At 47.8% G+C, this 21,638-nt stretch carries 21 protein-coding genes; 10 read left to right on the top strand and 11 right to left on the bottom strand.

Annotation, left to right across the window (positions count from 1 at the left end; translation table 11 throughout):
* The first annotated feature begins 153 nt into the window (after positions 1–153).
* Complete coding sequence (locus tag CGRAC_RS10180) at positions 154–1,323, top strand: sugar transporter (protein WP_005870817.1); 1,170 nt, start codon at positions 154–156, stop codon at positions 1,321–1,323.
* A 115-nt stretch (positions 1,324–1,438) separates the two neighbouring features.
* On the opposite strand, the gene CGRAC_RS12090 is transcribed toward CGRAC_RS10180, so the two are convergent.
* The 3 genes from CGRAC_RS12090 to CGRAC_RS10190 all read right to left on the bottom strand — a co-directional run bounded on the left by CGRAC_RS12090 (position 1,439) and on the right by CGRAC_RS10190 (position 3,455).
* Positions 1,439–1,597, bottom strand: a complete 159-nt coding sequence (locus CGRAC_RS12090; protein WP_005870819.1) for a hypothetical protein — start codon at positions 1,595–1,597, stop codon at positions 1,439–1,441.
* A 158-nt stretch (positions 1,598–1,755) separates the two neighbouring features.
* A complete protein-coding gene (locus CGRAC_RS10185) occupies positions 1,756–2,415 on the bottom strand; it encodes a GntR family transcriptional regulator (RefSeq protein WP_005870820.1) in 660 nt (219 codons plus the stop codon).
* A 62-nt stretch (positions 2,416–2,477) separates the two neighbouring features.
* Positions 2,478–3,455: an asparaginase gene (locus CGRAC_RS10190; protein ID WP_005870821.1), complete on the bottom strand. Its 978-nt coding sequence runs from the start codon at positions 3,453–3,455 to the stop codon at positions 2,478–2,480.
* 137 nt (positions 3,456–3,592) lie between these two features.
* Between CGRAC_RS10190 and CGRAC_RS10195 the strand changes: the two genes are divergently transcribed.
* On the top strand, positions 3,593–4,867 hold the full coding sequence (locus tag CGRAC_RS10195) for a transporter permease (RefSeq protein ID WP_005870822.1): 1,275 nt from the start codon (positions 3,593–3,595) through the stop codon (positions 4,865–4,867).
* A 110-nt stretch (positions 4,868–4,977) separates the two neighbouring features.
* Here the strand turns inward: CGRAC_RS10195 and ttdB are convergent, their stop codons facing one another.
* The 8 genes from ttdB to CGRAC_RS10235 form a co-directional block, all read right to left on the bottom strand.
* Positions 4,978–5,589 carry a L(+)-tartrate dehydratase subunit beta gene (gene ttdB / locus CGRAC_RS10200; RefSeq protein WP_005870823.1) on the bottom strand — a complete coding sequence of 204 codons (612 nt, stop codon included), beginning with the start codon at positions 5,587–5,589 and terminating at the stop codon, positions 4,978–4,980.
* The gene (ttdA, locus tag CGRAC_RS10205) at positions 5,586–6,485 is read right to left on the bottom strand and encodes a L(+)-tartrate dehydratase subunit alpha (RefSeq protein ID WP_005870824.1); all 900 of its coding nucleotides are present in this window, start codon (positions 6,483–6,485) and stop codon (positions 5,586–5,588) included. Before ttdA ends, ttdB begins: the two co-directional genes overlap by 4 nt.
* Positions 6,478–6,939 (bottom strand): DUF2809 domain-containing protein, encoded by a 462-nt coding sequence (locus CGRAC_RS10210; protein ID WP_050346353.1) that lies wholly within the window; start codon positions 6,937–6,939, stop codon positions 6,478–6,480. The genes ttdA and CGRAC_RS10210 overlap by 8 nt, the downstream gene beginning before the upstream one ends.
* A 50-nt stretch (positions 6,940–6,989) precedes the next feature.
* Positions 6,990–7,736, bottom strand: a complete 747-nt coding sequence (gene larB, locus CGRAC_RS10215; RefSeq protein WP_005870827.1) for a nickel pincer cofactor biosynthesis protein LarB — start codon at positions 7,734–7,736, stop codon at positions 6,990–6,992.
* Positions 7,723–8,505: an ATP-dependent sacrificial sulfur transferase LarE gene (gene larE, locus CGRAC_RS10220; protein ID WP_005870828.1), complete on the bottom strand. Its 783-nt coding sequence runs from the start codon at positions 8,503–8,505 to the stop codon at positions 7,723–7,725. The genes larB and larE overlap by 14 nt, the downstream gene beginning before the upstream one ends.
* Entirely contained in the window at positions 8,477–9,718 is a 1,242-nt protein-coding gene (larC, locus tag CGRAC_RS10225) for a nickel pincer cofactor biosynthesis protein LarC (RefSeq protein WP_005870829.1), read from the bottom strand. Before larC ends, larE begins: the two co-directional genes overlap by 29 nt.
* Before the next feature lie 2 nt (positions 9,719–9,720).
* Positions 9,721–10,971 (bottom strand): lactate racemase domain-containing protein, encoded by a 1,251-nt coding sequence (locus tag CGRAC_RS10230; protein ID WP_005870830.1) that lies wholly within the window; start codon positions 10,969–10,971, stop codon positions 9,721–9,723.
* 172 nt (positions 10,972–11,143) lie between these two features.
* Positions 11,144–12,811, bottom strand: coding sequence for an anaerobic C4-dicarboxylate transporter (locus CGRAC_RS10235; protein WP_005870831.1), 1,668 nt, complete (start codon positions 12,809–12,811; stop codon positions 11,144–11,146).
* Between the two features lie 294 nt (positions 12,812–13,105).
* Here CGRAC_RS10235 and CGRAC_RS10240 point away from each other — a divergent pair, with 294 nt between their 5' ends.
* The 8 genes from CGRAC_RS10240 to CGRAC_RS10275 are packed head-to-tail and all read left to right on the top strand — an operon-like array spanning position 13,106 to position 21,630.
* Positions 13,106–14,263: a hypothetical protein gene (locus tag CGRAC_RS10240; protein ID WP_005870832.1), complete on the top strand. Its 1,158-nt coding sequence runs from the start codon at positions 13,106–13,108 to the stop codon at positions 14,261–14,263.
* A gap of 12 nt (positions 14,264–14,275) precedes the next feature.
* Positions 14,276–16,867, top strand: coding sequence for a Sec-dependent nitrous-oxide reductase (gene nosZ, locus CGRAC_RS10245; RefSeq protein WP_005870833.1), 2,592 nt, complete (start codon positions 14,276–14,278; stop codon positions 16,865–16,867).
* Positions 16,868–16,909: 42 nt separating this feature from the next.
* A complete protein-coding gene (locus tag CGRAC_RS10250) occupies positions 16,910–17,686 on the top strand; it encodes a hypothetical protein (RefSeq protein ID WP_005870834.1) in 777 nt (258 codons plus the stop codon).
* The gene (locus CGRAC_RS10255) at positions 17,683–18,888 is read left to right on the top strand and encodes a nitrous oxide reductase family maturation protein NosD (protein ID WP_005870835.1); all 1,206 of its coding nucleotides are present in this window, start codon (positions 17,683–17,685) and stop codon (positions 18,886–18,888) included. Before CGRAC_RS10250 ends, CGRAC_RS10255 begins: the two co-directional genes overlap by 4 nt.
* Entirely contained in the window at positions 18,885–19,679 is a 795-nt protein-coding gene (locus CGRAC_RS10260) for a 4Fe-4S dicluster domain-containing protein (RefSeq protein WP_100067313.1), read from the top strand. Before CGRAC_RS10255 ends, CGRAC_RS10260 begins: the two co-directional genes overlap by 4 nt.
* A complete protein-coding gene (locus CGRAC_RS10265) occupies positions 19,676–20,278 on the top strand; it encodes a c-type cytochrome (RefSeq protein WP_005870838.1) in 603 nt (200 codons plus the stop codon). The genes CGRAC_RS10260 and CGRAC_RS10265 overlap by 4 nt, the downstream gene beginning before the upstream one ends.
* Complete coding sequence (locus CGRAC_RS10270) at positions 20,275–20,724, top strand: c-type cytochrome (protein WP_005870840.1); 450 nt, start codon at positions 20,275–20,277, stop codon at positions 20,722–20,724. The genes CGRAC_RS10265 and CGRAC_RS10270 overlap by 4 nt, the downstream gene beginning before the upstream one ends.
* A 3-nt stretch (positions 20,725–20,727) precedes the next feature.
* On the top strand, positions 20,728–21,630 hold the full coding sequence (locus tag CGRAC_RS10275; protein ID WP_005870842.1) for a NapH/MauN family ferredoxin-type protein: 903 nt from the start codon (positions 20,728–20,730) through the stop codon (positions 21,628–21,630).
* Positions 21,631–21,638: the final 8 nt, after the last annotated feature.

The following is a 21,638-nucleotide window of genomic DNA, read 5'->3' on the forward strand; positions in this document are numbered from 1 at the left end:
TTAGCTATAATCCTCCGTTTAGAATCTAGCGCGGCACGTATATACGGCGCGGAATTTTAAAATTTTAAAATTCCAAGCAGAACTCGAAAAGCTAAAAACCGCTAAATGCGCTAAATTTAAAGTCTAATTTTAAAAGCCAGAAAGAGAAAACCGATGAACGTCCATAAAATCGCTTACACGAGAGTTATCGCGCTGGCGTTTGCCGCCTTTATTTTTAACACGACGGAATTTATCCCTGTGGCGCTGCTAAGCGATATCGCGGCGGATTTTAGCATGGACGTTACGAGCACGGGTCTAATCATCACGATCTACGCGTGGGCGGTGAGTATCCTTTCGCTGCCGCTGATGCTGCTAACCTCGAAGCTCGAGCGCAAGAGGCTACTTTTGCGGCTTTTCGTGCTATTTACGCTAAGCCACGTCCTGGCCGCCATTGCGTGGAATTTCGTCGTTTTGGTAATCGCACGACTTGGCATCGCGATTTCGCATGCGATCTTTTGGTCGATCACTTCATCGCTCGTCGTGCGCCTAGCGCCGATAAATAAAGGCTCGCAGGCTATCGGCATGCTGGCTCTTGGGACATCGCTAGCCATGGTTTTGGGGCTTCCTTTGGGACGCGTGGTCGGCGAGCTTTTCGGCTGGAGGATTACGTTTTTTGCAATCGGCGCGCTTGCGGCGGCGGAGGCGCTGTTTCTTTGGAAAATTTTACCGTTTTTGCCAAGCAGGCGCGCGGGCTCTCTTGCGAGCTTGCCGATGCTTGCAAGGCGCCCGATGTTGCTTGCTTTGTATCTGCTGACGTTTTTGATCGTAGGCGCGCATTTTACGACCTACAGCTACGTCGAGCCATTCGTGGCGAAATTTAATCCCGCAGGGGGTCACTTCGTAACCTACGTTTTGCTTGCATTCGGCGCTTCGGGAATCGCCGCAAGCGTGCTTTTTTCGAAGCTTTACCGCCCTTTTCCAAACGCATTTTTGATCTGTTCGATCCTTTTTATCCTAGCCTCGGTGCTGACGCTAAAAGTTTTTGTCGCAAATGACGTAGCGCTACTGCTCGCGGCTTTCGTCTGGGGAGTGGGAATTTTTGGCTTTGGGCTTTGTTTGCAGATTAGGGTTTTGGCGCTGGCTCCCGACGCTACCGACGTCGCGATATCGATCTACTCGGCGATCTATAACGTAGGTATCGGCGGCGGAGCGCTTTTGGGACATCAAATCGCAACGAGATTCGGGCTTGAGCACATAGGCGAGGCGGGCGCTATACTAGGTGCGCTAGGGCTTGCAAGCTACCTCTACGTAAGCGCGAAATTCGCGCAGACAAATAGCGCGTAGGCTAAATTTGCGAAAGAATTTTAACAAGCTCGGAAGTACCATTTTTAAAGCTTGCGTTTTAGAAAATAACAGCTTTATGGGTCTAAATTTTTAAAAATTTATCCCTCGCAACCAGCTAAATTTGCAGATAAAATTTAATCTCGCGCTTAATTACACCGTTTATAATATGCATTTCTTGCAACGACACGTCTTTGCCGTCAAGCGCAATATCCGAAGTGCTTAAATTTAGCGTCGGTATCGTCGCGATCGATAAAACCTTAAGATTTTTTATCAATTCTCCCTTGATATAATTTATGTGATTTTAAAAAGCAATTTTAGAAGCTATTTGATCGGGAAATGTTTTAGTTGATGTAAAAATGGGCATAAATTTAATCTCGATAAGAATTTAACAAGTTTGTTGCGACGCGAATGCTACACTTTGTAAAAAAATACTTAAAGGCTATTTTTTATCGCATCTTCTAAAATATTTTTCGTCTTATTAGTATGTGCTGTGTTGAGATGAACTAATTTTTTTAAGTCTTTTTTCTGATACGCTTCTATTATCGCCTTGTGCTCCTCATTTGAGGATTTTATATGAGTTTTTTTATAAAACAAAGACAGTGAAACATATGGGATTGCCGCCATTATAAGGGTTTCGACGATATTAAACGTCCTGCTGCCGCTTTCGCTCTGCCAAAAGCATCGATGAAAATTGGCATTTAACAAAGCCCATTCGTTTAAATCTGTGCAAGTTTCGATCTGCTCTTGGATATTAATTGCTTTTTGTAGATACTCAGTATCATATTTTTCAAACGCATCCGTTATAAGTTTGCTTTCCAATAAAATTCTGAGTTCATAAATTTCTTTTGCTTCCTTGTAGCAAAGCCCCTTTACAATTGCGCCTTTAAATGGATCGAAACTGATTAACCCTTTTGCCGTCAGAATTTTTAGCGCTTCCCTTACCGGCGTAGCACTAACGTTAAATCTCTTTGAAATTTCATTTTGTTTTAGCTTGGAGCCGGATTTTATATTTCCGTTTAAAATATCTTGACTAAGACTATGGACTATAAATTCTGTTGTGGTGATAGGACGATCCGAATTGAGATGTATCATTTATTCTCCGTTTTTTAGGAGTATTATACAAAAATAATATAAAAACAATCCAGATCGATGCCTTAGAAATTTCCAAATTCTTTTTTTATCTGTTCCAAATTCATGTTGTTTGCCAACAAAAGCATCAACAAAAGCCTCGCTTTAATCGGCGATAACCAGCCAGACATTATACAACCGATACTTTGTAAATCCATCTCCGAGCCCTTATAACCGTATGTCTTAGTAGCACAAATCCCACTACCGGTGCGAGAAGCGACGACGACCGGAATTTGAGCACCTCTTAGTTTATCCACCATATCATATGATACGTGTCCGGCACCTACGCCACTAATTATGATACCACTATAATTAGCACGTAAGGCGAGCTCAATCATTTCACCCTCACAACCTAAATAGCTTTGTATAATCTCTACTTTAGGAAATTTGACGTCAGGCAAAGGATAAATTTGACGCGATACGGCAGGAGTTATAAATTTTACTCCATTCTCTATCACAAGCCCCTGAATACCGGCATTTATCGATACAAAAGTTTGCAGAGAAAAGGTATTGCTCTTATGAACCCATAGTGCACTATGAATCGTATCGTTTAGTACTACCAGCACACCCCGATCTCTACTTTGCGGACTAATAGCGGTTAACACGCTAGCATATATATTGCCGGCACCATCCGAGCTAATAGAATCGGCATTTCGCATAGCGCCGGTAATAACCAACGGAGCATGCTCATCCCAAACTAAATTTAAAAAGAACGCGCTTTCTTCTAGCGTATCGGTTCCTTGCGTAATGACTACGCCTACTGCTCCTTTAGCAATCTGCTCTTTCGCCCATTTATAAACTTCTACGAGATCTTGTACCTTTAAACTACCGCTAGGAAGAGCCAGTAAGGTTTTGGCCTCTATTTGCACCATCTCCCTCAAAGCAGGTACTGCACCTACTAACTGTTCTGCACTAAAGCTAGGTTTAACTCCGCCTTGTCCACCGTTCGCGCTCATACAAATCGTACCGCCCAATGCGCCGACTGCAATTTTTGGCTTTGACATTTTTTGCTCCTTCGCTTTTTTAGTTTGGGAAATTATACCATATTTTAAAATTTTTCAATACAAAATACTAAATATTATATATAATTTTTTAAAAAAATGTTATAATGCTCAACGAAATTTTTAAAAAGGAGTTAACAATGTTAGTCGCAGCTCAATGCGTCATGATTTTTACGCTTATCTTAATGATAAGCGGTAAGACGCCGTTATATACTACGGCTATAGTCGGTTCGGCAATTAGCGCGCTAGTAGCAGGATTTCCGGTAACAGGGCCAAAAAATGTCGTATCTTTGGCCTCTCTTATTATCGGAGGTTTAAATCCGGTTATTGCCGATATGACAGGAATTTTAATGTTTATCGGCGTTATGCAAGCAAGTGGCTTCATGGACGTAATTATTCGAAGTATTGTAAGACTAGGAAATAGGCTGGGTGGCGGCGTAGGTGTAGCGACTGCCGGCGGTATAGCGGCTGCGGTAATAGGTATGCTTACCGGTTTTACGCAACCGGCTATTACTGCAGTCATAACCGGTACGGCATCCGTGAAGCTTGGAGTAGATCCTAATAAATCCGCTGGTATTCACGGACATGCCGGTATTTTAGGCAACTACGGCGGTTTTACTCATCCTACGCAAGTAGCCGTCGTAGCGGTATCAAATATCGGATTCGGACTAATTAACGTTATAGGTACGTTCGTCGGACTTTGTGTTTTTGCCTGCGCTTTTTTTAGATTAAAAAGAATGCGAAGCGGCACAACGCTTAGCAAAGAGGATATCGAGCGCATTTCAAAAGAATTTGAAGCAAAGGCTGACGAAGCTCCAGTTTGGAAAGCGTTTTTGCCTTTTATTGTGCTTTTCATCGGCTTTATTGCGGGATTTCCAGTCTTTGTAGTAGGTATTGCAAGTGCGATTATTACGATTTTACTTTCCGTTTTAAATTTTCAAGAAGGCGAGAAAAATATGCTAGAAGGCGTCGGCAAGATAGCTACTCCACTTGTGGCTACGATAGGCTTTTTATTTATGAGCGGTGTTATAAAGCAAATCGGATTGGCTGATCTTATCGGTCAAATTTTTACTCCGATGCTAACTCATGCACCTATACAAAGTATGCTAATAGTATCGGCGTTAGCGGGTTTTGTAACCCAGAGTAATGCTGCGTCAGTAGCCATAACCATACCATTTTTGCAAGCCGCTCTTTCGCTAGGTACAGCGACGCCTTTATCGTTAGCCGTTATGGCTGCAGGCGGTAGCGCTATGATGCAATACTATCTCACGGGAGGTCCCGTCGCAGCGCTAGCAACCGTAATTCCGGTAATTCCGGGATCGGAATTAAAAGCGGCGAATAAATTCCAACGCCCAAATATGCTATTTGGACTATTGGTGTTATTCATTTTGTCATTTATATTTTCGATATTTTAAATTCATATAAACCGTCGGTTAAATCTAGCCGACGGTTTAGCTTTGACCTATTATTAAACCTAAATATTTTATAAAATTTGGCAGTGTGGTAAATTTATACTGTTTAAATTTTATTTTATAAACCCGACCTGCGGTAAAATTTCAGCTAGCGCCGCGTCCTTTTTCTCGTTAAATTTGACCTTGTTTTGCTCGAAAAGATTGTTTCCGTGCGCGTCGATCGAGACGATGAGCGGGCCAAACTCCTTCACGCGGCACTTCCACAGCGTCTCGGGCATCCCAAGCTCCGTCCAGTCAGCACTCTCGATCTGTTCGACCTGCGTCGCGGCGACCACCGCGCAGCCCGCGGGAAATACGCAGTGTATCGCGCCAAACTCCTTGCAGCCGCTCATCGTGCCCTCGCCCATGCCGCCTTTGCCCACTATCAGGCGCACACCCGTTTTAGCGATAAATTCGCGCTCGAATTTCTCCATACGCATGCTAGTCGTCGGCCCGACCGAGACCATCTCAAAGCTTTTATCACCCGTTTTTCTGATGATCGGTCCCGCGTGCAGGATAGCGCCGCCTCTGATATCTAGCGGCAGCTCGCGACCTTCCTGCACGACGCGTCTGTGCGGCACGTCACGGCAGGTGACGATGTGTCCGCTGAGGTATATGACGTCGCCGATTTTGATGTCGGCCAGATCCTCGGCCTTGATCGGCGTGGTTAAAATTTTCTTACTCATAGCGCGAACTCCTTGTGCGATTTTACGTCGAAATTTAGCTCCGCATCCCAGACGATATGGCCTTTGCGGTGCGACCAGCAGCCTACGTTTACTGCAACGGCGATGACGCTTGGGTGGCGAGCGCAGTTTTCGATATGCACGCCCATGACCGAGCTTGTGCCGCTCATGCCTTGCGGGCCTAGGCCGATTTTATTGATGCCCTCTTCGAGCAGTTTTTCGGTTAGCGCGGCTCGGTCGTTTGGATTGCGCGAGCCTAGCGGTCTCATCAATGCTTTTTTAGATAGCAAGGATGCCACGTCGATCGAGGTGCCCACGCCTACGCCCACTAGCAGCGGCGGACAGGCGTTTATGCCGTAGCTGGTCATTATGTCCATAACGAATTTCACAACCCCCTCGTAGCCCATGCCAGGCATCAGCACGGTCGCCTTGCCGGGTAGGCTACAGCCGCCGCCCGCCATATAGGTGTGTATCTCGCACTCGCTGCTTTGCGGCACGATCTCCCAAAATACGCTCGGCGTGCCCTTGCCGACGTTTTTGCCGGTGTTGTACTCGTCAAATGTCTCGACGCTGTTGTGACGCAGCGGAGCCTCGCGCGTCGCTCGCAGTACCGCCTCTCGCAGCAGCTCCTCAAGCTCGCCGATGAGCGGGAAGTTCGCTCCGCAGCGCACGAAAAACTGGATCACGCCCGTATCCTGACAGGATGGACGGTCTAGCTGCTTAGCTAGGCGCTGGTTTTCAAACATCGTTTTGTAGATTTCTCTCGCTAGCGGCTGCGTCTCGCGCTCGGCGAGCTCGCTTAGCTTCGCCGTCACGTCGTCAGGCAACACCTTGCCCGTGTAGCCGACGAATTTCGCCATGACCTCTGTCATTTTTTGCACGGCTTTTTCTTTATCCATTGCTTCTCCTTTTTTCAAATTTTTCATACACGCCCGCTAGGACGCAGCCCGCAGCGTAGCAGAGCAGGTCGGCAAAATCAAACGTCCCGCCGATCATTACTTTTAAAATTTTATTTTCTATGCCTAAAATTTGCACCGCACCAAAATACTGCGCAAGCTCCAAAGCCGCCGCAAACGCGAAAATTTTAAGCGCTAAATTTGACGGCGGCGCGGCAAATGCAGCCCGCGCCAAAGCGTAAAGCAAGATGACGGCCAAAATGTCGCCCGCGTAGTGGCGCAAAAAACCGCCTTTTACGCAGATCGCGATGTAAATTTCAGCCGCCAAAATCAAAACCGCCGCGGCTAAGAACGCTAGCCTCGTCCTCGCGCTTTGCCTAGTTTGCGGCTTTTGCTCGTGCCTTACTGCGTCCTTCGGCTCGTTTGGTTTTTGTTCTCTTAAATTTTCCTCTCGCAACGCTTTCCTTTTAAATTTAGCCGTTAAATTTGACCCGCGCGGGCGTAAATTTAGAGATGATTTATCAGGCTCGCGTTATATGCAGCGCCGAAACCGTTGTCGATATTTACAACGCTCACGCCGTTTGCGCAGCTGTTTAGCATCGCTAGTAGCGCCGCCAGCCCGCCAAAGCTCGCTCCGTATCCCACGCTGGTGGGCACCGCGATCACGGGCACGCTCACGAGGCCCGCCAGTACGCTAGCTAGCGCGCCCTCCATGCCGGCTACCGCGATCACGACCTTTGCGCCGCGTATTTGCTCTAAATTTGCGATCAGTCTGTGCAGCCCCGCCACGCCCGCGTCGCTAAATTTACGCACGTCGTTGCCTAAAAATCTCGCCGTCTCGTATGCCTCCTCCACTACCGCGCCGTCGGCGGTGCCGGCAGAGACTATCGCGATGTAGCTTTGCGTGAGCGCGGGCTCTTTAAATTTGACGCTGATCACGCGGCCGCGAGCGTTAAACTCCGCCTGCGGCAGCGTCTCGCGCACCAGCCCAAAAACCCGCTCGTTCGTGCGCGTTATCAGGATATTTTGCCCTCTCGCGCCGATCGCACCAGCGATACGTAAAATTTCATCATCAGTCTTGCCCTCGCCGTAGATCACCTCGCCCGCGCCGTTTCGCAGGGCGCGCTGGGTGTCGATCTTTGCGCAGCCCACGTCCTCGTAGGGGTAGTTTTTCAGGTATTTTAGCGCCTCTTGCTCACTCACGCGGCCGCTTTTTATCCCAGCAAAAAGCTCTAAAATTTCATCCTCTCTCATACAAAACATCCTCTCTAAGCCCCTTTAGATCGAGCGTCACATCAGCAGCGCCGAGTGAGACGAGCTGCCTAACGATGCTTTTAAATTTCGCGTCGTTTAGAAAGCTTTGCATGCTAGAAAAGGGCATTTGCAGCTTTATATTTTTGCGGTCGCACCGCGCTCGGACGTTTGTGTAGCCGCTTGCGATGAGCAGATTTTCCGCCGCTTCGATCAAATTTAGCTCGCTCTCATCGATCTTGCGCCCGTGCGGCAGGCGCGTTAGCAAGCACGCATAGCCGGGCTTTTCGGCGGTGGGCAAGCCCAGCTCGCGCGATAGCTCGCGGATTTCTGATTTGGTTAAATTTATTAGCGGCGAGAGCACGCCTAGCTCCTCTTTCGCTTTGAGCCCGGGGCGGTGTTCACCCAGATCGTCTCGGTTCGTGCCGTCTGCGACGTGGCTAAAGCCAAGCTCGCGGGCGCGCTCGATCAGCCTCGAAAACACGGCTTTTTTGCACAGATAGCAGCGGTTTTCGGGATTGTCTTTGATCCTCTCCGCAACGCTGAGTTCTAAAATTTCGTGTCTGATGCCGTAGATGCTAGCAAATTCCACGGCTTCGGCGATCTCGCGCGAGGACATGTAGGGCGATCTTATCGTTATGCCGATCGCTCGCGCACCCAGCGCATCGTGCGCCGCGCGCAGTAGCAGAGAGCTGTCCACACCGCCGCTAAATGCGACTGCTAGCTCGCCCAGCCCGCGCAGATCAGCCTTTAGTTTTTCTAGTTTCGTCATAGATTTTTAGCGCCTCTTTTCGCACACGCTCTATCGTCGTGTCGTGCGCGAGCGCCGCGGCCTTGCACTCGTCAAATTCGGGCTTTGCTTTTTGCGTTTGGCCGCTGCCAGAAATCTTAAGTCCTATCTCGCCGAATTTCGTCTGCACCCGTGCAAACTCGCGCTTTAGCTCGATTTTAGCAATCTCTACCTCGCGAACGCCGATCGCGGTGGTGTGGGTAAATATCAGATCCTTTAAATTTTGCGCGTCCTGCTTGCTGCACAGCGCGTTTAGCTCAAAACCCATGCGCCCCTTTTTCATAAAAATAGAGCGGCTAAACACGTCCAGCGCGCCATTTTCTCGCAAAATTTCGCACGCAAGCGCAAAGCTCTCGGCGTCCATATCGTCGATGTTTGTGGAGATCAGAATTTGCTTGCAAACTGTGCTGCATCCAGCCTGCGTGCTTAAATTTGACTCGCCGCTTTCGTCGCTTAAATGCGACTCGCAGATCATCGCGCGAAGCACGTTTGCAAAGCCCGCGGCATCTTTGTCGCCCGCGCCGTAGCCGATCTTTTCGATCCTAAAGCTCGCGCCGTCTGTAAACTCGTCCGCACAGGCCTTTAAAATCGCCGCACCCGTGGGCGTAGTCATCTCAAAATTTGCGCGTCCGAGGCTTACGGGCACGCCTTTTAAAATTTCGCAAACGGCTGGCGCAGGCACGCTAAGTGCGCCGTGATCGCAGAGCGCTACGCCGCCACCGAGCTCGATTTTGGAGCTTACGACGCGCGAGACGCCGAGTTTTTCAAAAAGATATTCGATGCAGATCGCCGCGCCAGCGACGTCGGCGATGCTATCTATCGCGCCGATTTCGTGAAAATGCACCCGCTCTACCTCTGTGCCGTGAACTTTGGCTTCGGCCTGCGCGATCGTGCGAAATATCGCGCCCGCTCTTTGCTTGCAGCTCCGGCTTAAATTTGAACTTTCTAAAATTTGCCTGATACCCGCGTAGCTTCTGGCGTGAGGCTGCGATTTTAGCGGCACGACGTCGATTTTTGTCGCGGCGATGCCGTTTTTTAGCACGTTCTTGCGCTCTAGCTTAAATTCGCCGGCTAAATTTAACTTCTCTAGCTCGGCGCAAAGATAGTCAAAATCCACTCCGAGCTCCACCAGAGCGGCCAAGTTCATATCGCCGCTGACGCCCGCGCTCGCGTCGTAATATAAAATTTTAGCCAAGCCTAGGCCTTAGGCACCGTCATCGAGCCAAACGGCAGGATGATGATCTTCGCGTCTGCGCCCTTTTGCGCGAGCGCGTCGTCCACCGCCTTTTGGATGTCATGATACGGCTTTAGGTGTACGGCTCGCATCTCATCATCGCTTAGGTCGCTCACCGCCCAGGTCTGCGCCCAGAGCGAGATTTCGGCCATTTTAGCGGCTTTGTGATAGCCGAGCTTAAAGCCCGCGCTGATCTTTTCTAGTACCTTTTTAGGCGTATCGGCGGAAGCCATCAGATCAAAAAACGGCTTTGGTCCGATGCCGGTGCGGCACTTTGCGACCATTATTAAAATTCCATCCTGCGCGAGTGCTAGTTTGCCGTTATCTAGGGCTTTTTGCGCCTGATAGAGATCGACGTCCATCGGATAGGGCGCGACCGAGATCACGATATCTGCCTTGCGCGGGATATTTACGCAAAAGACCTCGTCTGCCTTTTTCACGCAGTCGTAAAAGCTGTCGTTCAAATCGCCCGCGCTTGCGTAATACACGCCGTGCTCGCTGTCAAGCACCGTCTGAATCGAAAAAACATCGATATGCGCAAGAACTTTCATCGCATCGATCATATCCTCGTGCACGGGGTTGCCCTCTAGTCGCAGAGCTTGTGCGTCGGAGCTAAGGGCTAGTTTGTGGTTTTGCGTGATGCTCTCGTACGATGCGGTGCCCGGCAAAAAGGCCTTTCTACCGCCCGTGTAGCCCGCGAAATAGTGCGGCTCGACCGAGCCTATGACGATTACCTTTTTGGCTTCTGCTACGATTTTGTTTAGATACATCTGCGTGCCGTTTTTTGACTCGCCTAAAAACACCATCTCGTCGTGCTTGGAGTCGTGATCGTGAACTTCGTTTTTGGCTCTGATCTCCGCGTAAATTTCTTTGCCGAAGATCATCTCGTACTCATCGAGCGAGCACTGCCTGTGGCAGCCGGTGGCGATGATGAAAATTTTATTTTTCTCGCGGATTTTTGGGTAAATTTGCTTTAAAATTTTTGCCGTCGGCGTAGGTCTCGTGCCGTCGTTTACGATGATAACGATCTTTTGCTCGCCCGCGATAAACTCGTCAAAGCTTTTTTGATTTATCGGATTTGCCAGAGCCTTTGCGATGAGCGCCGTTTCGTCAAATTTAGCCACGGGGTTTGGATCGAAAACGCCGAGCAAATTTTTCTCGTTTATCTCTAGATTTAGATGATCATCTTTGCCGTATGCGATAGGGATTTGCATATCTGCCTCCTGTGTGGAATTTGGCGGGATTATAACGTAAATTTTATTTAAAACGATTTAGCCTCGCGCGGGTTATGAACGGAATTTAGAAAGCTTTAGAATTTAAAAATTTTAAAAGCCGCTGGAGTTTGAAATTTAAAGCTCGCGAGCCGTCTGCCCGCGAGCATAACTATTATAAATAGCCGTAAAGATGTGCAAGCACAAAACCCACACCGCAAGCAGTAAGAACGCCGATCAAGCCAGGGAAAATGAAGCTATGGTTGATGACGAATCTACCGATATGCGTAGTGCCCGAGCGGTCGAACTGGATCGCCGCAAGATCACTTGGATAAGTAGGTAGGATATAGTATCCGTAGCAAGCCGGTGCAAACGCGATTATTAGACCCGGATCGATGCCGATAGTGACAGCAAGCGGAACGAAGGTCGCGATAGCCGCGGCTTGGGAATTTAAAAATTTACTGATGAGCAAAGAGACGATGATGTAGGTCCACGGATAGGCCTTAACGACCTCGCCGAGAGACGCTTTAAGCATCTCGATATGGGCGGTAAACATAGTCTCTGCCATCCATGAAATTCCATAAATGGCTACGAGCGCGATCATACCGCTATGAAAAATTTCGTTTTTAGCGATATTGCCCGCTTTGATACCCGAAGCAATCATCATGATGGACGCCGCTAAGAGCATGAAAATTTGAATGGTTAAGACCATATTTAAATTTGTGGTCTTTTTCATAGTATCTTTTACGACTATACTTGCGTTTGCGATGCTTTCGCTCTTATCGCCTGTCGTGATGACGACGTTTCCGTCTTGAGAGACGATGCTTTGGGTAAGCTTTTTATCTTTGTCGTAAATTTCGACGCTATTAAATTTCGTCGCATCTTTGGCTTTAGACTCTTTGACGTTTGAGACGACCTTGCCGCCGTCTACCATGGAGATGACCTGACCATCTTTGATCGTGATATTTTTGACCATTTTTTTATCGACGATGATCTCTACGGATTTGCCCGGGACATTTTTAGTCCACGCAGGACGCAAGCTTTTTTCGTAACCTAAAACCGCAACTAGCGCAATAGTGGCTAAGAATATCCACATGCAGATCCACTTAATCCTAGGAAGCTTTTGACCTAACAAGGTCGTGCTTTCGCCGTAGATATATTTTTTCTGCTCTGGATCTTTGATCTTTTCTTGAAATTCCGGATCTTTATCTAGATCTTTACCTCTAAAAATCGACCACGTTCCGATCGCAAGCATACCGATGAAAGTAGAAGGGATTGTTAATTTAAGTAGATCCAAATACGTACTAAAGCCCTCGATATGCACGCCTTGACCTAGTAAGATCGCGACCATCGAAACGCCGGCAACCGAAACGGGGCTAGCGATGATAGCAAGCTGCGAGGAGATCGTAGAAGCAGCCATCGGGCGCTCAGGGCGAATCCCGTTTTTAATAGCTACGTCATAGATGATCGGAAGCAGCGTATAGACGGTATGTCCCGTTCCACATAAGATTGTAAGCGTCCACGCAACAGTTGGAGCGATGATACAAACCATCTTTGGATGCTTACGAAGCAATTTCTCCGCTATTTGAAGCATTACATCAAGCCCTCCCGTAGCCTGTAGCGTTGCACTTGCTACGACAACTGCGAGGATAGTTAAAATAACGTCCACTGCCGGCTTACCCGGCTCTAATCTAAATCCAAACACTAAGATCACTAAGCCTATACCGCCTAGAATTCCCAGCGCCATACCGCCTTTTTTAGCACCATAAAACAAACAGCCCAAGACTATAATGAGCTGCAAAAAGAATTGAGTGCTTTCAGACAAACTTGTCAGAAACTCCATAGTTTCTCCTTCAGTAAAATTTAAAACAAACTTTGGCGATTATACTAACTTTTTATTTAAACAAAATTAAAGGAGCATTACGAATTGTAAAAATCTGTCAAAATAAAAATTTACTGAAATTATAATTTTAAAGCGGAATTTATATAACGAAATGCGAAATAAAATTTCACTTAGAGCTGTTTTATATCATAGAATTTCGCAACTTTTAAGAAAACTTAGAATTCCATTATAGCTCAAGCTTTAAACCGATTTTTAAGCCTTGGGGTAGTATCATTTCGCAAAGAGCGGATTAAGATGAATTTTAAAAAATTTTGTATTGCCTTTTTGATTTGTTTATCGCAGATGGCAGCAGCTGATAGCTTTGATCTAAACGCCACGCTGCGTCTGGGTGCATTCGACGCAAGCTCGCACCGACTGCTTTTATGCGGCAGTGGCGGCGAGCTTAGGATGTTTGATACTGCTAAATGGAATGTGGAGTTCGCGCAAAAATACAGCGATAATGAAATTACGGCTCTAAATTTCAAAAACGGCAAAATTTATCTAGCTTGGGGCGGGGCCGAAATCGCGGTGCTAAACGATAGACTAAAGTTTTTACGCACGCTTAAGACGGGGCGTAGCGGCACAGCCCAAATAGATGCGATCTATGCCGCAAAAGACGCGATTTACGCGGTAGTAGATAAGAATCAACTAATAAGATTAGACGAATACCCTGATAACAGCGCGGATGGCGGCTACGCCCCAGGTGAGAATTCCACCGCGAACGGGCAATCTTTAAATAAAAATTCCGCCCCAGATGGGCTGCGCGGAATTTCGTTTCATTACGGCAGGATCAATGCCGTTAGCCTGGGCGCTAACGGACTTTGCGTCGCAAGCTGGAACGGCGTAGCCTGTTTTAGCGCAGATCTTGTCGCGACTAAATTTAGCGGCATCGATACAGCGCCTAATCGCGCCGCGCAGGGAGAGCTTGGTAGCGTGAAATTTAAAGATGCAGAATTTAATAGCACGAGAATCGTGCAAGGCTCCGAGCAAAACGAAACAAAAGCTGGCGGCGCAAAGAGTGCGGAATTTCAAGGCTTAGAATTCAAAGGCGCAAAATTTCAAGACGAGGGGCTTAAAACTCAAAGCGAAATTTCAGCCGAAGCTGGCGATAAAAATTTAAGCGGCTCTATCATCACTGCGCTTGCAGACTGCGACGGGACGCTATTTGCAGGCGATATAGAGGGGAATTTTATAAATTTAAAAAGCGGCGAGCGCAAAAGCGTGGGCTCTTGGATCAAATCCATCGTGTGCGCCCGCGGCACGCAGTTTATCGCTACTAAAGATAAAATTTACGAAAATCAAAAAGTAGGATTAAAGGAGGTTGTGGATTTAAAAAGCGAATTTTTAGCGATGTACGCAGACGGGGAAGCGATCCTCGTAGTCAGCAAATCAGGTAAAATTTTAAAATTCTAAGAAAGGATTAGTATGTTAAAAAGTTTCAAACCCGTGCTTTTGGGCTCGGTTTTGTTCGCCGCAAGCGCCCTGTGTGCCGCAGATAGCGACTTAGAGCGCGTGATGAAAGAACGAAATTTAAGCGAAAAAGACGTTTTGGCGGCGGCTAAGACCTATCAGCCGACCGGTCGGAAGGACGATTATATGGTCTTCTCTTCCGGCGGTCAAAGCGGACAGGTGATCGTTTACGGCGTGCCGTCGATGAGGATCTACAAATATATCGGCGTATTTACCCCGGAGCCTTGGCAGGGATACGGCTTTGACGAGGAGAGCAAGGCGGTCTTAAGATCGGGCTCTATTAACGGCAAAGAGATCAACTGGGGCGATACTCACCATCCAAATTTCAGCGAGAAAAACGGCGAGTATGTGGGCGATTATCTCTTTATCAACGATAAGGCGAACCCAAGAATCGCGGTTATAAATTTATCCGATTTCGAAACCACTCAAATAGTTGTAAATCCCGTAATCAAAAGCGATCACGGCGGCTCTTTCGTAACGCCTAATACCGAATACGTCATCGAAACCAGCCAATACGCAGCCCCTTTTGATAACGACTGGCACCCAATCGAGGAGTATCAGGCGGTTTATCGCGGTGCAGTAACGCTATGGAAATTTGACTACGATAAAGGTAAAATAGACGTAAATAAATCCTTCTCGCTAGAGCTTCCTCCGTATATGCAAGATCTAAGCGACGCAGGTAAGGGCGAGAGCTTCGGCTGGGCGTTTACCAACAGCTTCAACTCCGAAATGTACACAGGCGGCATCGAAAAGGGTCTGCCTCCTATGGAAGCTGGTATGAGTCGCAACGATACTGACTACCTGCACGTTTATAACTGGCAAATTTTAGAAAAGCTTGCTCAAGACAGCAAAAACTACAAGGTTGTAAACGGACACAGAATAGTTACGATAGACGCCGCTGTAAAAGCGGGAGCGCTATTTTTGATCCCTGAAGCTAAATCCCCTCACGGCGTTGACGTTAGCCCTGATGGCCGCTATATCATTATCGGCGGCAAGTTAGATACTCACGCTAGCGTTTATGATTTCAAAAAGATCAAAGAGCTAATTGATAAAAAAGAATACGCAGGCAAGGATCCATACGGAATTCCGATCTTAGATATGCAAAAGACGCTTCACGGACAAGCAGAGCTTGGTCTTGGACCTTTGCATAATACCTTCGATTCGCAAGATGGCGTAATCTATACATCGCTTTACGTTGATAGCCAGATCGTAAAATGGAACTACAAAACGCTAAAGGTTTTAGATAGGATTAACGTCCACTACAATATCGGTCACCTCGACTCCATGGAGGGCAAATCCTCAAAGCCTGTCGGCAAATACGTAATCGCACTGGATAAGCTTTCGATCGATAGATTTAATCCTATCGGACCGCTTCATCCGCAAAATCACCAGCTAATCGACATCACCGGGCCTAAAATGGAGATGCTTTATGATCTTCCTATCGGTCTTGGCGAGCCGCACGACGTAGTTTCTATCGCAGCTAGTAAACTTCATACGAAACCTACCTATACTATGGGAACAAACTCTCGCACCGGCAAACAACACCCTGCTATGACGCTAGCGGGTCAAGAACGCATCGAGCGCGACGGCAAAAACGTAAAAGTCTATGCTACGGCGATCCGCAGCCATATTAATCCTGAGCACATCGAGGTTAATAAGGACGATAACGTAACGATCTATATGACAAATTTAGAGCGTGCCGAGGACGAAACTCACGGCTTTACGGTTGATGATTACGATCTGCATATGTCGCTTGAGCCGGGTAAGACTGCGAGCGTAAATTTCATCGCAGATAAAGAGGGCGTATTTCCTTTCTACTGCACAGAATTCTGCTCTGCGTTGCACCTTGAGATGTTTGGATATCTATATGTAAAAGATCCGAATAAAAAATATACTTCAGCTAAAGCGTCTATGCTAAAAGCTCTTAGCCCAGAAGCTCTAAAAGCCGAATACGACAAGGTAGTAGCTACGAATAAAGCCACCGACGACGTTATTCAATCAGTCGTTAAATTCTTAAAAGAGAAAAACTACGAGAAATATCCTAAGGTCAAGGCTTTAGTCGATGACGCGCTGGATCAATACGGCAAAATTCCTGAAACCAAAGCCAAGGCAGATGCCGCGGTAAAAGCAGGCGATATGAACGGCGCGATACTTTGGGAAGGTCAAGTTTGGCAGTATCTAGTAAAAACCGCAGATGTCGGACTTCGCGCTAAAAACAATCTAATCCGCGAGCTCTCCACCCCTATGAGCGAGGCTGCATCTAACGGCGAGAAGGCTTACCTACGCGGAGGCTGCAATGGCTGCCACGTCATAGGTCAAGTAAGCTCGGGTCCTGATCTAACGGGCGTCCTACTTCGCCATGAAAACGGCGAGAAATGGGTAGCCGATTTTATCAAAGACCCTGCTAAATTCTACGAAGACGACTACGTTAAGGCAATGATAAATTACTTCAACCTTCGCATGCCAAATCAGCATATGAAAGACGAAGAGATCAAAGATATCATCGAATACCTAAAATGGGTCGATGAGAACGCGGGTCTTAACTAGCCCCACTCTCCCCCGCAAGGGGGAGAATTTAAAGGAGACGAAATGCCAAAATATAAAATTTACGCGATTTTAGCGCTGCTTATTATGACGGTCGCTTTTACCATCCCTACGCTCGGATTTTTCAAAGTCCAAGGCAAAATCGTATCGGGGCAGGTTAGCAGCGTCTCGCAGCTGCCCGCATACTCCGCACCGATATGGAATTTTTATACGAAAGCATCGTATAAAAATCACCTAATTCCTAGTGATGTTAAAAACGATCTAGGCGCGATGCTGGAGCATAAATTTGAAGTGGGAGTCCCTAGCATACCGGTGTGGAAAATTTCACTCGAAGCGCCGAACTACCCTAAAGAGGCTTTCCCTGACGGGATTCCGCTCTACGTCCACGTTGACGGCTTTAGCGGCGATGTCGGCGAGATGAATACCCTAAATCACTATATCGGAATGTATCCCGTCTGGCGCGGCGGCACGCTCGAGCACTCGCTATCGCCGTATTATCTCATAATCGCTACGATCGGCATGCTCGCGTTTTTGTACTACGACGGCAAGGGGCAGACCCTGCTTATGATCCTGCCGATCATTGCGCCGCTTATCTTCATCGGCTGCTACGTAGGCTGGCTGTATTGGTTTGGGCACAACCTGCAAGACTGGGGCGCGTTTAAAATAAAGCCTTTTATGCCTACAGCATTTGGCGATGGTAGCGTGGCGCATTTTACTACCCATTCATATCCGGCTCTTGGCTTTTGGCTGATGCTGGCCCTATCGCTGCTATCGGCGTTAGCATTACTATCTAAGAAAAAATTCCTACGAGAGCATAGATGAGGCTTTTGCTTCTAGTAATCTCGCTCGCGCTAAGCTTAGGTGCGGGCGAGCTTCAAGACGCGATCGATAGCGCAAAAGCGGGCGATATTATCGAACTAGCCGCAGGCGAGTACCACGGCAATATTTTAATAGATAAACCCCTTACTATCGACGGACTAGACCGTTCCGCCGTGATCATAGGCGATCGCAACGGAACGGTCATCCGCGTCCGCTCGCCGCATGTTACAATCAAGAATTTAACAATCCAAAACGGAGGCTTCGAGCATCTTAGCGAGGATGCGGGGATCAACGTAAGCGACGTAAACGGCGTAATCATAAAAAATAATCTCATCAAAGACGTGCTCTACGGCGTCGTGCTAAGCAAGGCAAACGACGTAACGATCGAGGGCAACGAAATTTCAAGCAATACCTACCGCACGAGTTTCAAAGGCGACGGCATCAAGCTTTGGTATTCCAATGCCAATAAAATTTTAAATAACGACGTTCATAACGTCCGCGACACCGTTTTTTACTTCTCTAACGGCAATCTCGTCGCAGGTAATAAAGGTCATAGCTGCCGCTATTCGCTGCACTTTATGAACTCCGGGCATAACGTCGTGGAGGATAACTACTACGACGGCAATAGCGTGGGATTATTTTTTATGTTTTCAAGCGATAATATCGCCAGGCGTAACGTCGTGCGTAATGCAGACGGCGCTTACGGCGTAGGTATCGGTATGAAGGATAGCTCAAATTTCAGAGTTACGGATAATAAAGTCGTCTACAACGCCCGCGGGTTTTATCTGGATCAATCCCCCTATCAGCCGGGCTCGCTTAACGTTTTTGAAAACAACGATATCGAATACAACAGCATCGGCGTGCAATTCCACGCCACGCAGCTAAAAAGCGTATTTAAAAACAATAAATTTAAAGGAAATATGGAGATCGTGCTAAACGATACGCCTGAGTCCAAGCTCTTGCAAAACGAATGGAGTGGCAACTACTTCGACGATTACGACGGATTTGATCGCGATGGCGACGGCTACGGCGACGTTAGCTACAGCTCATATGCTTATGCCGACAGACTTTGGGCGCATAAGCCTAGCGTGCGGTTTTTTTACGGCTCCAGCGGGATCGCGCTTTTAAATTTCATCTCCAAACTCGCTCCGTTTTCCGAACCCGAGCTACTGCTAAAAGATCCAAAACCCAGGATGAGGCAATGACAAAGAATAGACGCGAAGCGATAAAACTACTCGGCGGAGCGCTCGGGACACTCGGGGCAGTGAGCTTGTTTGCGGATGAGAATTCTACCAATTCCGCGGGCAGTGAAGCGCAAAATTTAAACGAGCAAAATTCCACAGGGCAAAATTCCGCGCCGAATTCTATAAAACAAAATTCTAGCGGGAATTCCGCCTCTTTATATCTGCGCCCGCCCGGAGCGCTAGCGGAGCGCGGCTTCCGCTCTAGCTGCATCAAGTGCGGCCAATGCGTGCAGGTCTGCCCCTATCACAGCATCTATCTGCTGGATATTACTCATCTTTTTGACATCGGTACGCCCGTCATCGACGCCAAAGAGCGAGGCTGCTATCTTTGCGGCGCGCTTCCTTGCGTGCTCGCCTGTCCAAGCGGAGCGCTCAGCCACGAAACGAACGAGCCTAAAAAGGTTAAAATGGGAATCGCCGTGATTAAAAATTTAAACGCCTGTTTGGCGTATCGCGGGCAGGTTTTAAGACCGGACGATCTGCGCCCAAAACCCGCTAAGACCGAGCAAGAGCGCGAGTTAAACTCAGCGCTGGCGGCGAAAGAGGGCAAACTCTGCGATCTATGTGCGTCGCTGTGCCCTTACCCGCAGCCGCTTGATGCCATCGCTATGATAGAAGCGGGCGCGCATTTCGCTCCGCAGATCCGCAGCGCTTGCGTCGGCTGTGGCGCGTGCGCAGAGCTCTGCCCGGCGCGTATCATCGAGATAATCCCGCGGGCGGATTACAAATCAATCTATGAAGGAAAACAATGAAAAACTCTATTAAATTCTACCTCTGCTCGCTAGCTGCGGCACTTTTGCTATGCGGCTGCGGAGATGACGACGATTCAAGCTCCGCAGGGCAAAATTCCGTTTCGCAAAATTCTGTAAGTTCAAATTCTACGCCGCAGAGCGTGGAACAAAATCATACTGCCAAGCCTCGCATCAGCGTTAAAAGCGGCGAAGCGCCCAAGAAGGACGATAAGTTCGTAAGCTACGATTTTTACGGCGAGCGAAAGGTAAATTTTAACCTAAACGGCGATGTAAACGAAACGACCAAAAATATCGTGGCATATTCGAGCATCAAAAACCAATACGAAAAGCTAAATTTCGACCTGATGAAAAAACGGCTTGGGCACGATTTTATCCTGCGCTGTTCGGCGTGCCACGACGACTACGCCAACGGCATCATCGGTCCGTCGCTTCTGGATAAAACCGACGCGCAGATCGTGGATATGATTAAAAAGTATAAATTCAAAGAAAAGCCTAATCCTCTTATGGTGCAGCTCGTAAACGGCATGAGCGAGCAGCAGATAGAGACGATGGCGAAAGAAATTTACGAGTTCAACAAACAATTTAAGGAGCAGAAATGAAACCGGGCAAAATTTTAGCTTTGATTCTGGGTGTAGCGCTGATCGCGCTGATGATCTTTATGGCAAGCTCGGGCGGCTCCGGCGTGCCGAAACAGGAGCAGGCTAAGCCGCAGGTGCAAACAAAACCAGCGCCGCAGAGTAAAAGCGTCGATCTCATCGACGATAAGGACGTAAAAAATATTAAAATTTTACAGCAGAGCGTTAAAGAGCGCGACTTTGAGGTAAGCAGCTCATATCTGGTAAGCTGTGCGCCTTGCCACGGCGACGACGGACGCGGCAAGATCGCTCCGCCGATCGGAGGCAAGAGCAAGGATCAAATTTTAGCAAGCCTCAAAGATTATAAAGCGGGCAAGATCAAAAACAGCCTGATGAGCGGACTTTTAACCAACGTAAGCGACGAGAGCCTAGATAAGCTCGCGGATGAAATTTCAAAATTTAAAGAGTAGGTCTTGGATAAATATAATTCGCGATGCACGATCAAAAATACGAGCTTTTTCTCGACCTTCGCGCTTAAAAACAGAAGCGGCAAACTGCGCCCCAGTATTCGGGCGCTGCGCTACGCCACGGTATTTTTGGTGCATCTGCTTTTCGTGCTTTCCTTTCGTGCGGATATTCAAATTTTAGAAGGCGACATCAGCGGCTCGCGGATACTTGGCTTTCACCTAGCCGATCCCTTTGCCACTCTTGAGGTGATCGCCGCGCACAAGGATCTGCCGATAAATCTACTTATCGGCTCGGGCACCATTTTGCTGTTTTACTTCATCGCGGGCGGCAAGGCGTTTTGCTCGTGGATCTGTCCTTACGGAGCGCTTAGCGAGATCGGCGAAAAGCTGCATAATACGCTAATTTCAAAGCACGTCATCAAGGAGCGCTCATTGCCGCGCGGTATGCGATATGCGATCTGGGCGGTATTTTTGCTGCTAAGCGCGATTACGGATCTACTCGTTTTTGAAATTTTTAACGTAGTTGGAATTTTATCGCGCCTCATCATCTATGGCTTTTCGCTGGCTGGGCTTTGGATCGTTTTTGTATTTTTGCTCGAAGTGTTTTTTAGCAGGCGAGCGTGGTGCGCGCATCTATGCCCGCTAGGAAGCACCTATTCGCTTGCGGCAAAAGCAAGCCTAAGCAAGATTACTTGGGATAAGAGTAGGTGCGATCACTGCGGCGTTTGCCAAGACGTCTGCTTCGTTTCACACGTGCTAGACATCACCAAAAAAAAGGCATCCGAAAACCTAGGCGATAAGAGCAAATTTATGTTAAAAGGGATCGACTGCACGCTGTGCGGACGCTGTATCGACGTGTGTCACCAAGACGCACTGAGTATCGGCAACAAGCTAAAAGATATGATCTAAGGAAGCCT

This window comes from Campylobacter gracilis, from assembly GCF_001190745.1.
Classification (GTDB): domain Bacteria; phylum Campylobacterota; class Campylobacteria; order Campylobacterales; family Campylobacteraceae; genus Campylobacter_B; species Campylobacter_B gracilis.

Excerpts from the sequence above, each read along its gene's own strand:
- CGRAC_RS10180 (WP_005870817.1), top strand. The coding sequence starts at position 154 with ATGAACGTCCATAAAATCGCTTACACGAGAGTTATCGCGCTGGCGTTT.
- CGRAC_RS10185 (WP_005870820.1), bottom strand. The coding sequence starts at position 2,415 with ATGATACATCTCAATTCGGATCGTCCTATCACCACAACAGAATTTATA.
- CGRAC_RS10190 (WP_005870821.1), bottom strand. The coding sequence starts at position 3,455 with ATGTCAAAGCCAAAAATTGCAGTCGGCGCATTGGGCGGTACGATTTGT.
- CGRAC_RS10195 (WP_005870822.1), top strand. The coding sequence starts at position 3,593 with ATGTTAGTCGCAGCTCAATGCGTCATGATTTTTACGCTTATCTTAATG.
- ttdB (WP_005870823.1), bottom strand. The coding sequence starts at position 5,589 with ATGAGTAAGAAAATTTTAACCACGCCGATCAAGGCCGAGGATCTGGCC.
- ttdA (WP_005870824.1), bottom strand. The coding sequence starts at position 6,485 with ATGGATAAAGAAAAAGCCGTGCAAAAAATGACAGAGGTCATGGCGAAA.
- larB (WP_005870827.1), bottom strand. The coding sequence starts at position 7,736 with ATGAGAGAGGATGAAATTTTAGAGCTTTTTGCTGGGATAAAAAGCGGC.
- larE (WP_005870828.1), bottom strand. The coding sequence starts at position 8,505 with ATGACGAAACTAGAAAAACTAAAGGCTGATCTGCGCGGGCTGGGCGAG.
- CGRAC_RS10230 (WP_005870830.1), bottom strand. The coding sequence starts at position 10,971 with ATGCAAATCCCTATCGCATACGGCAAAGATGATCATCTAAATCTAGAG.
- CGRAC_RS10235 (WP_005870831.1), bottom strand. The coding sequence starts at position 12,811 with ATGGAGTTTCTGACAAGTTTGTCTGAAAGCACTCAATTCTTTTTGCAG.
- CGRAC_RS10240 (WP_005870832.1), top strand. The coding sequence starts at position 13,106 with ATGAATTTTAAAAAATTTTGTATTGCCTTTTTGATTTGTTTATCGCAG.
- nosZ (WP_005870833.1), top strand. The coding sequence starts at position 14,276 with ATGTTAAAAAGTTTCAAACCCGTGCTTTTGGGCTCGGTTTTGTTCGCC.
- CGRAC_RS10250 (WP_005870834.1), top strand. The coding sequence starts at position 16,910 with ATGCCAAAATATAAAATTTACGCGATTTTAGCGCTGCTTATTATGACG.
- CGRAC_RS10255 (WP_005870835.1), top strand. The coding sequence starts at position 17,683 with ATGAGGCTTTTGCTTCTAGTAATCTCGCTCGCGCTAAGCTTAGGTGCG.
- CGRAC_RS10260 (WP_100067313.1), top strand. The coding sequence starts at position 18,885 with ATGACAAAGAATAGACGCGAAGCGATAAAACTACTCGGCGGAGCGCTC.
- CGRAC_RS10265 (WP_005870838.1), top strand. The coding sequence starts at position 19,676 with ATGAAAAACTCTATTAAATTCTACCTCTGCTCGCTAGCTGCGGCACTT.
- CGRAC_RS10270 (WP_005870840.1), top strand. The coding sequence starts at position 20,275 with ATGAAACCGGGCAAAATTTTAGCTTTGATTCTGGGTGTAGCGCTGATC.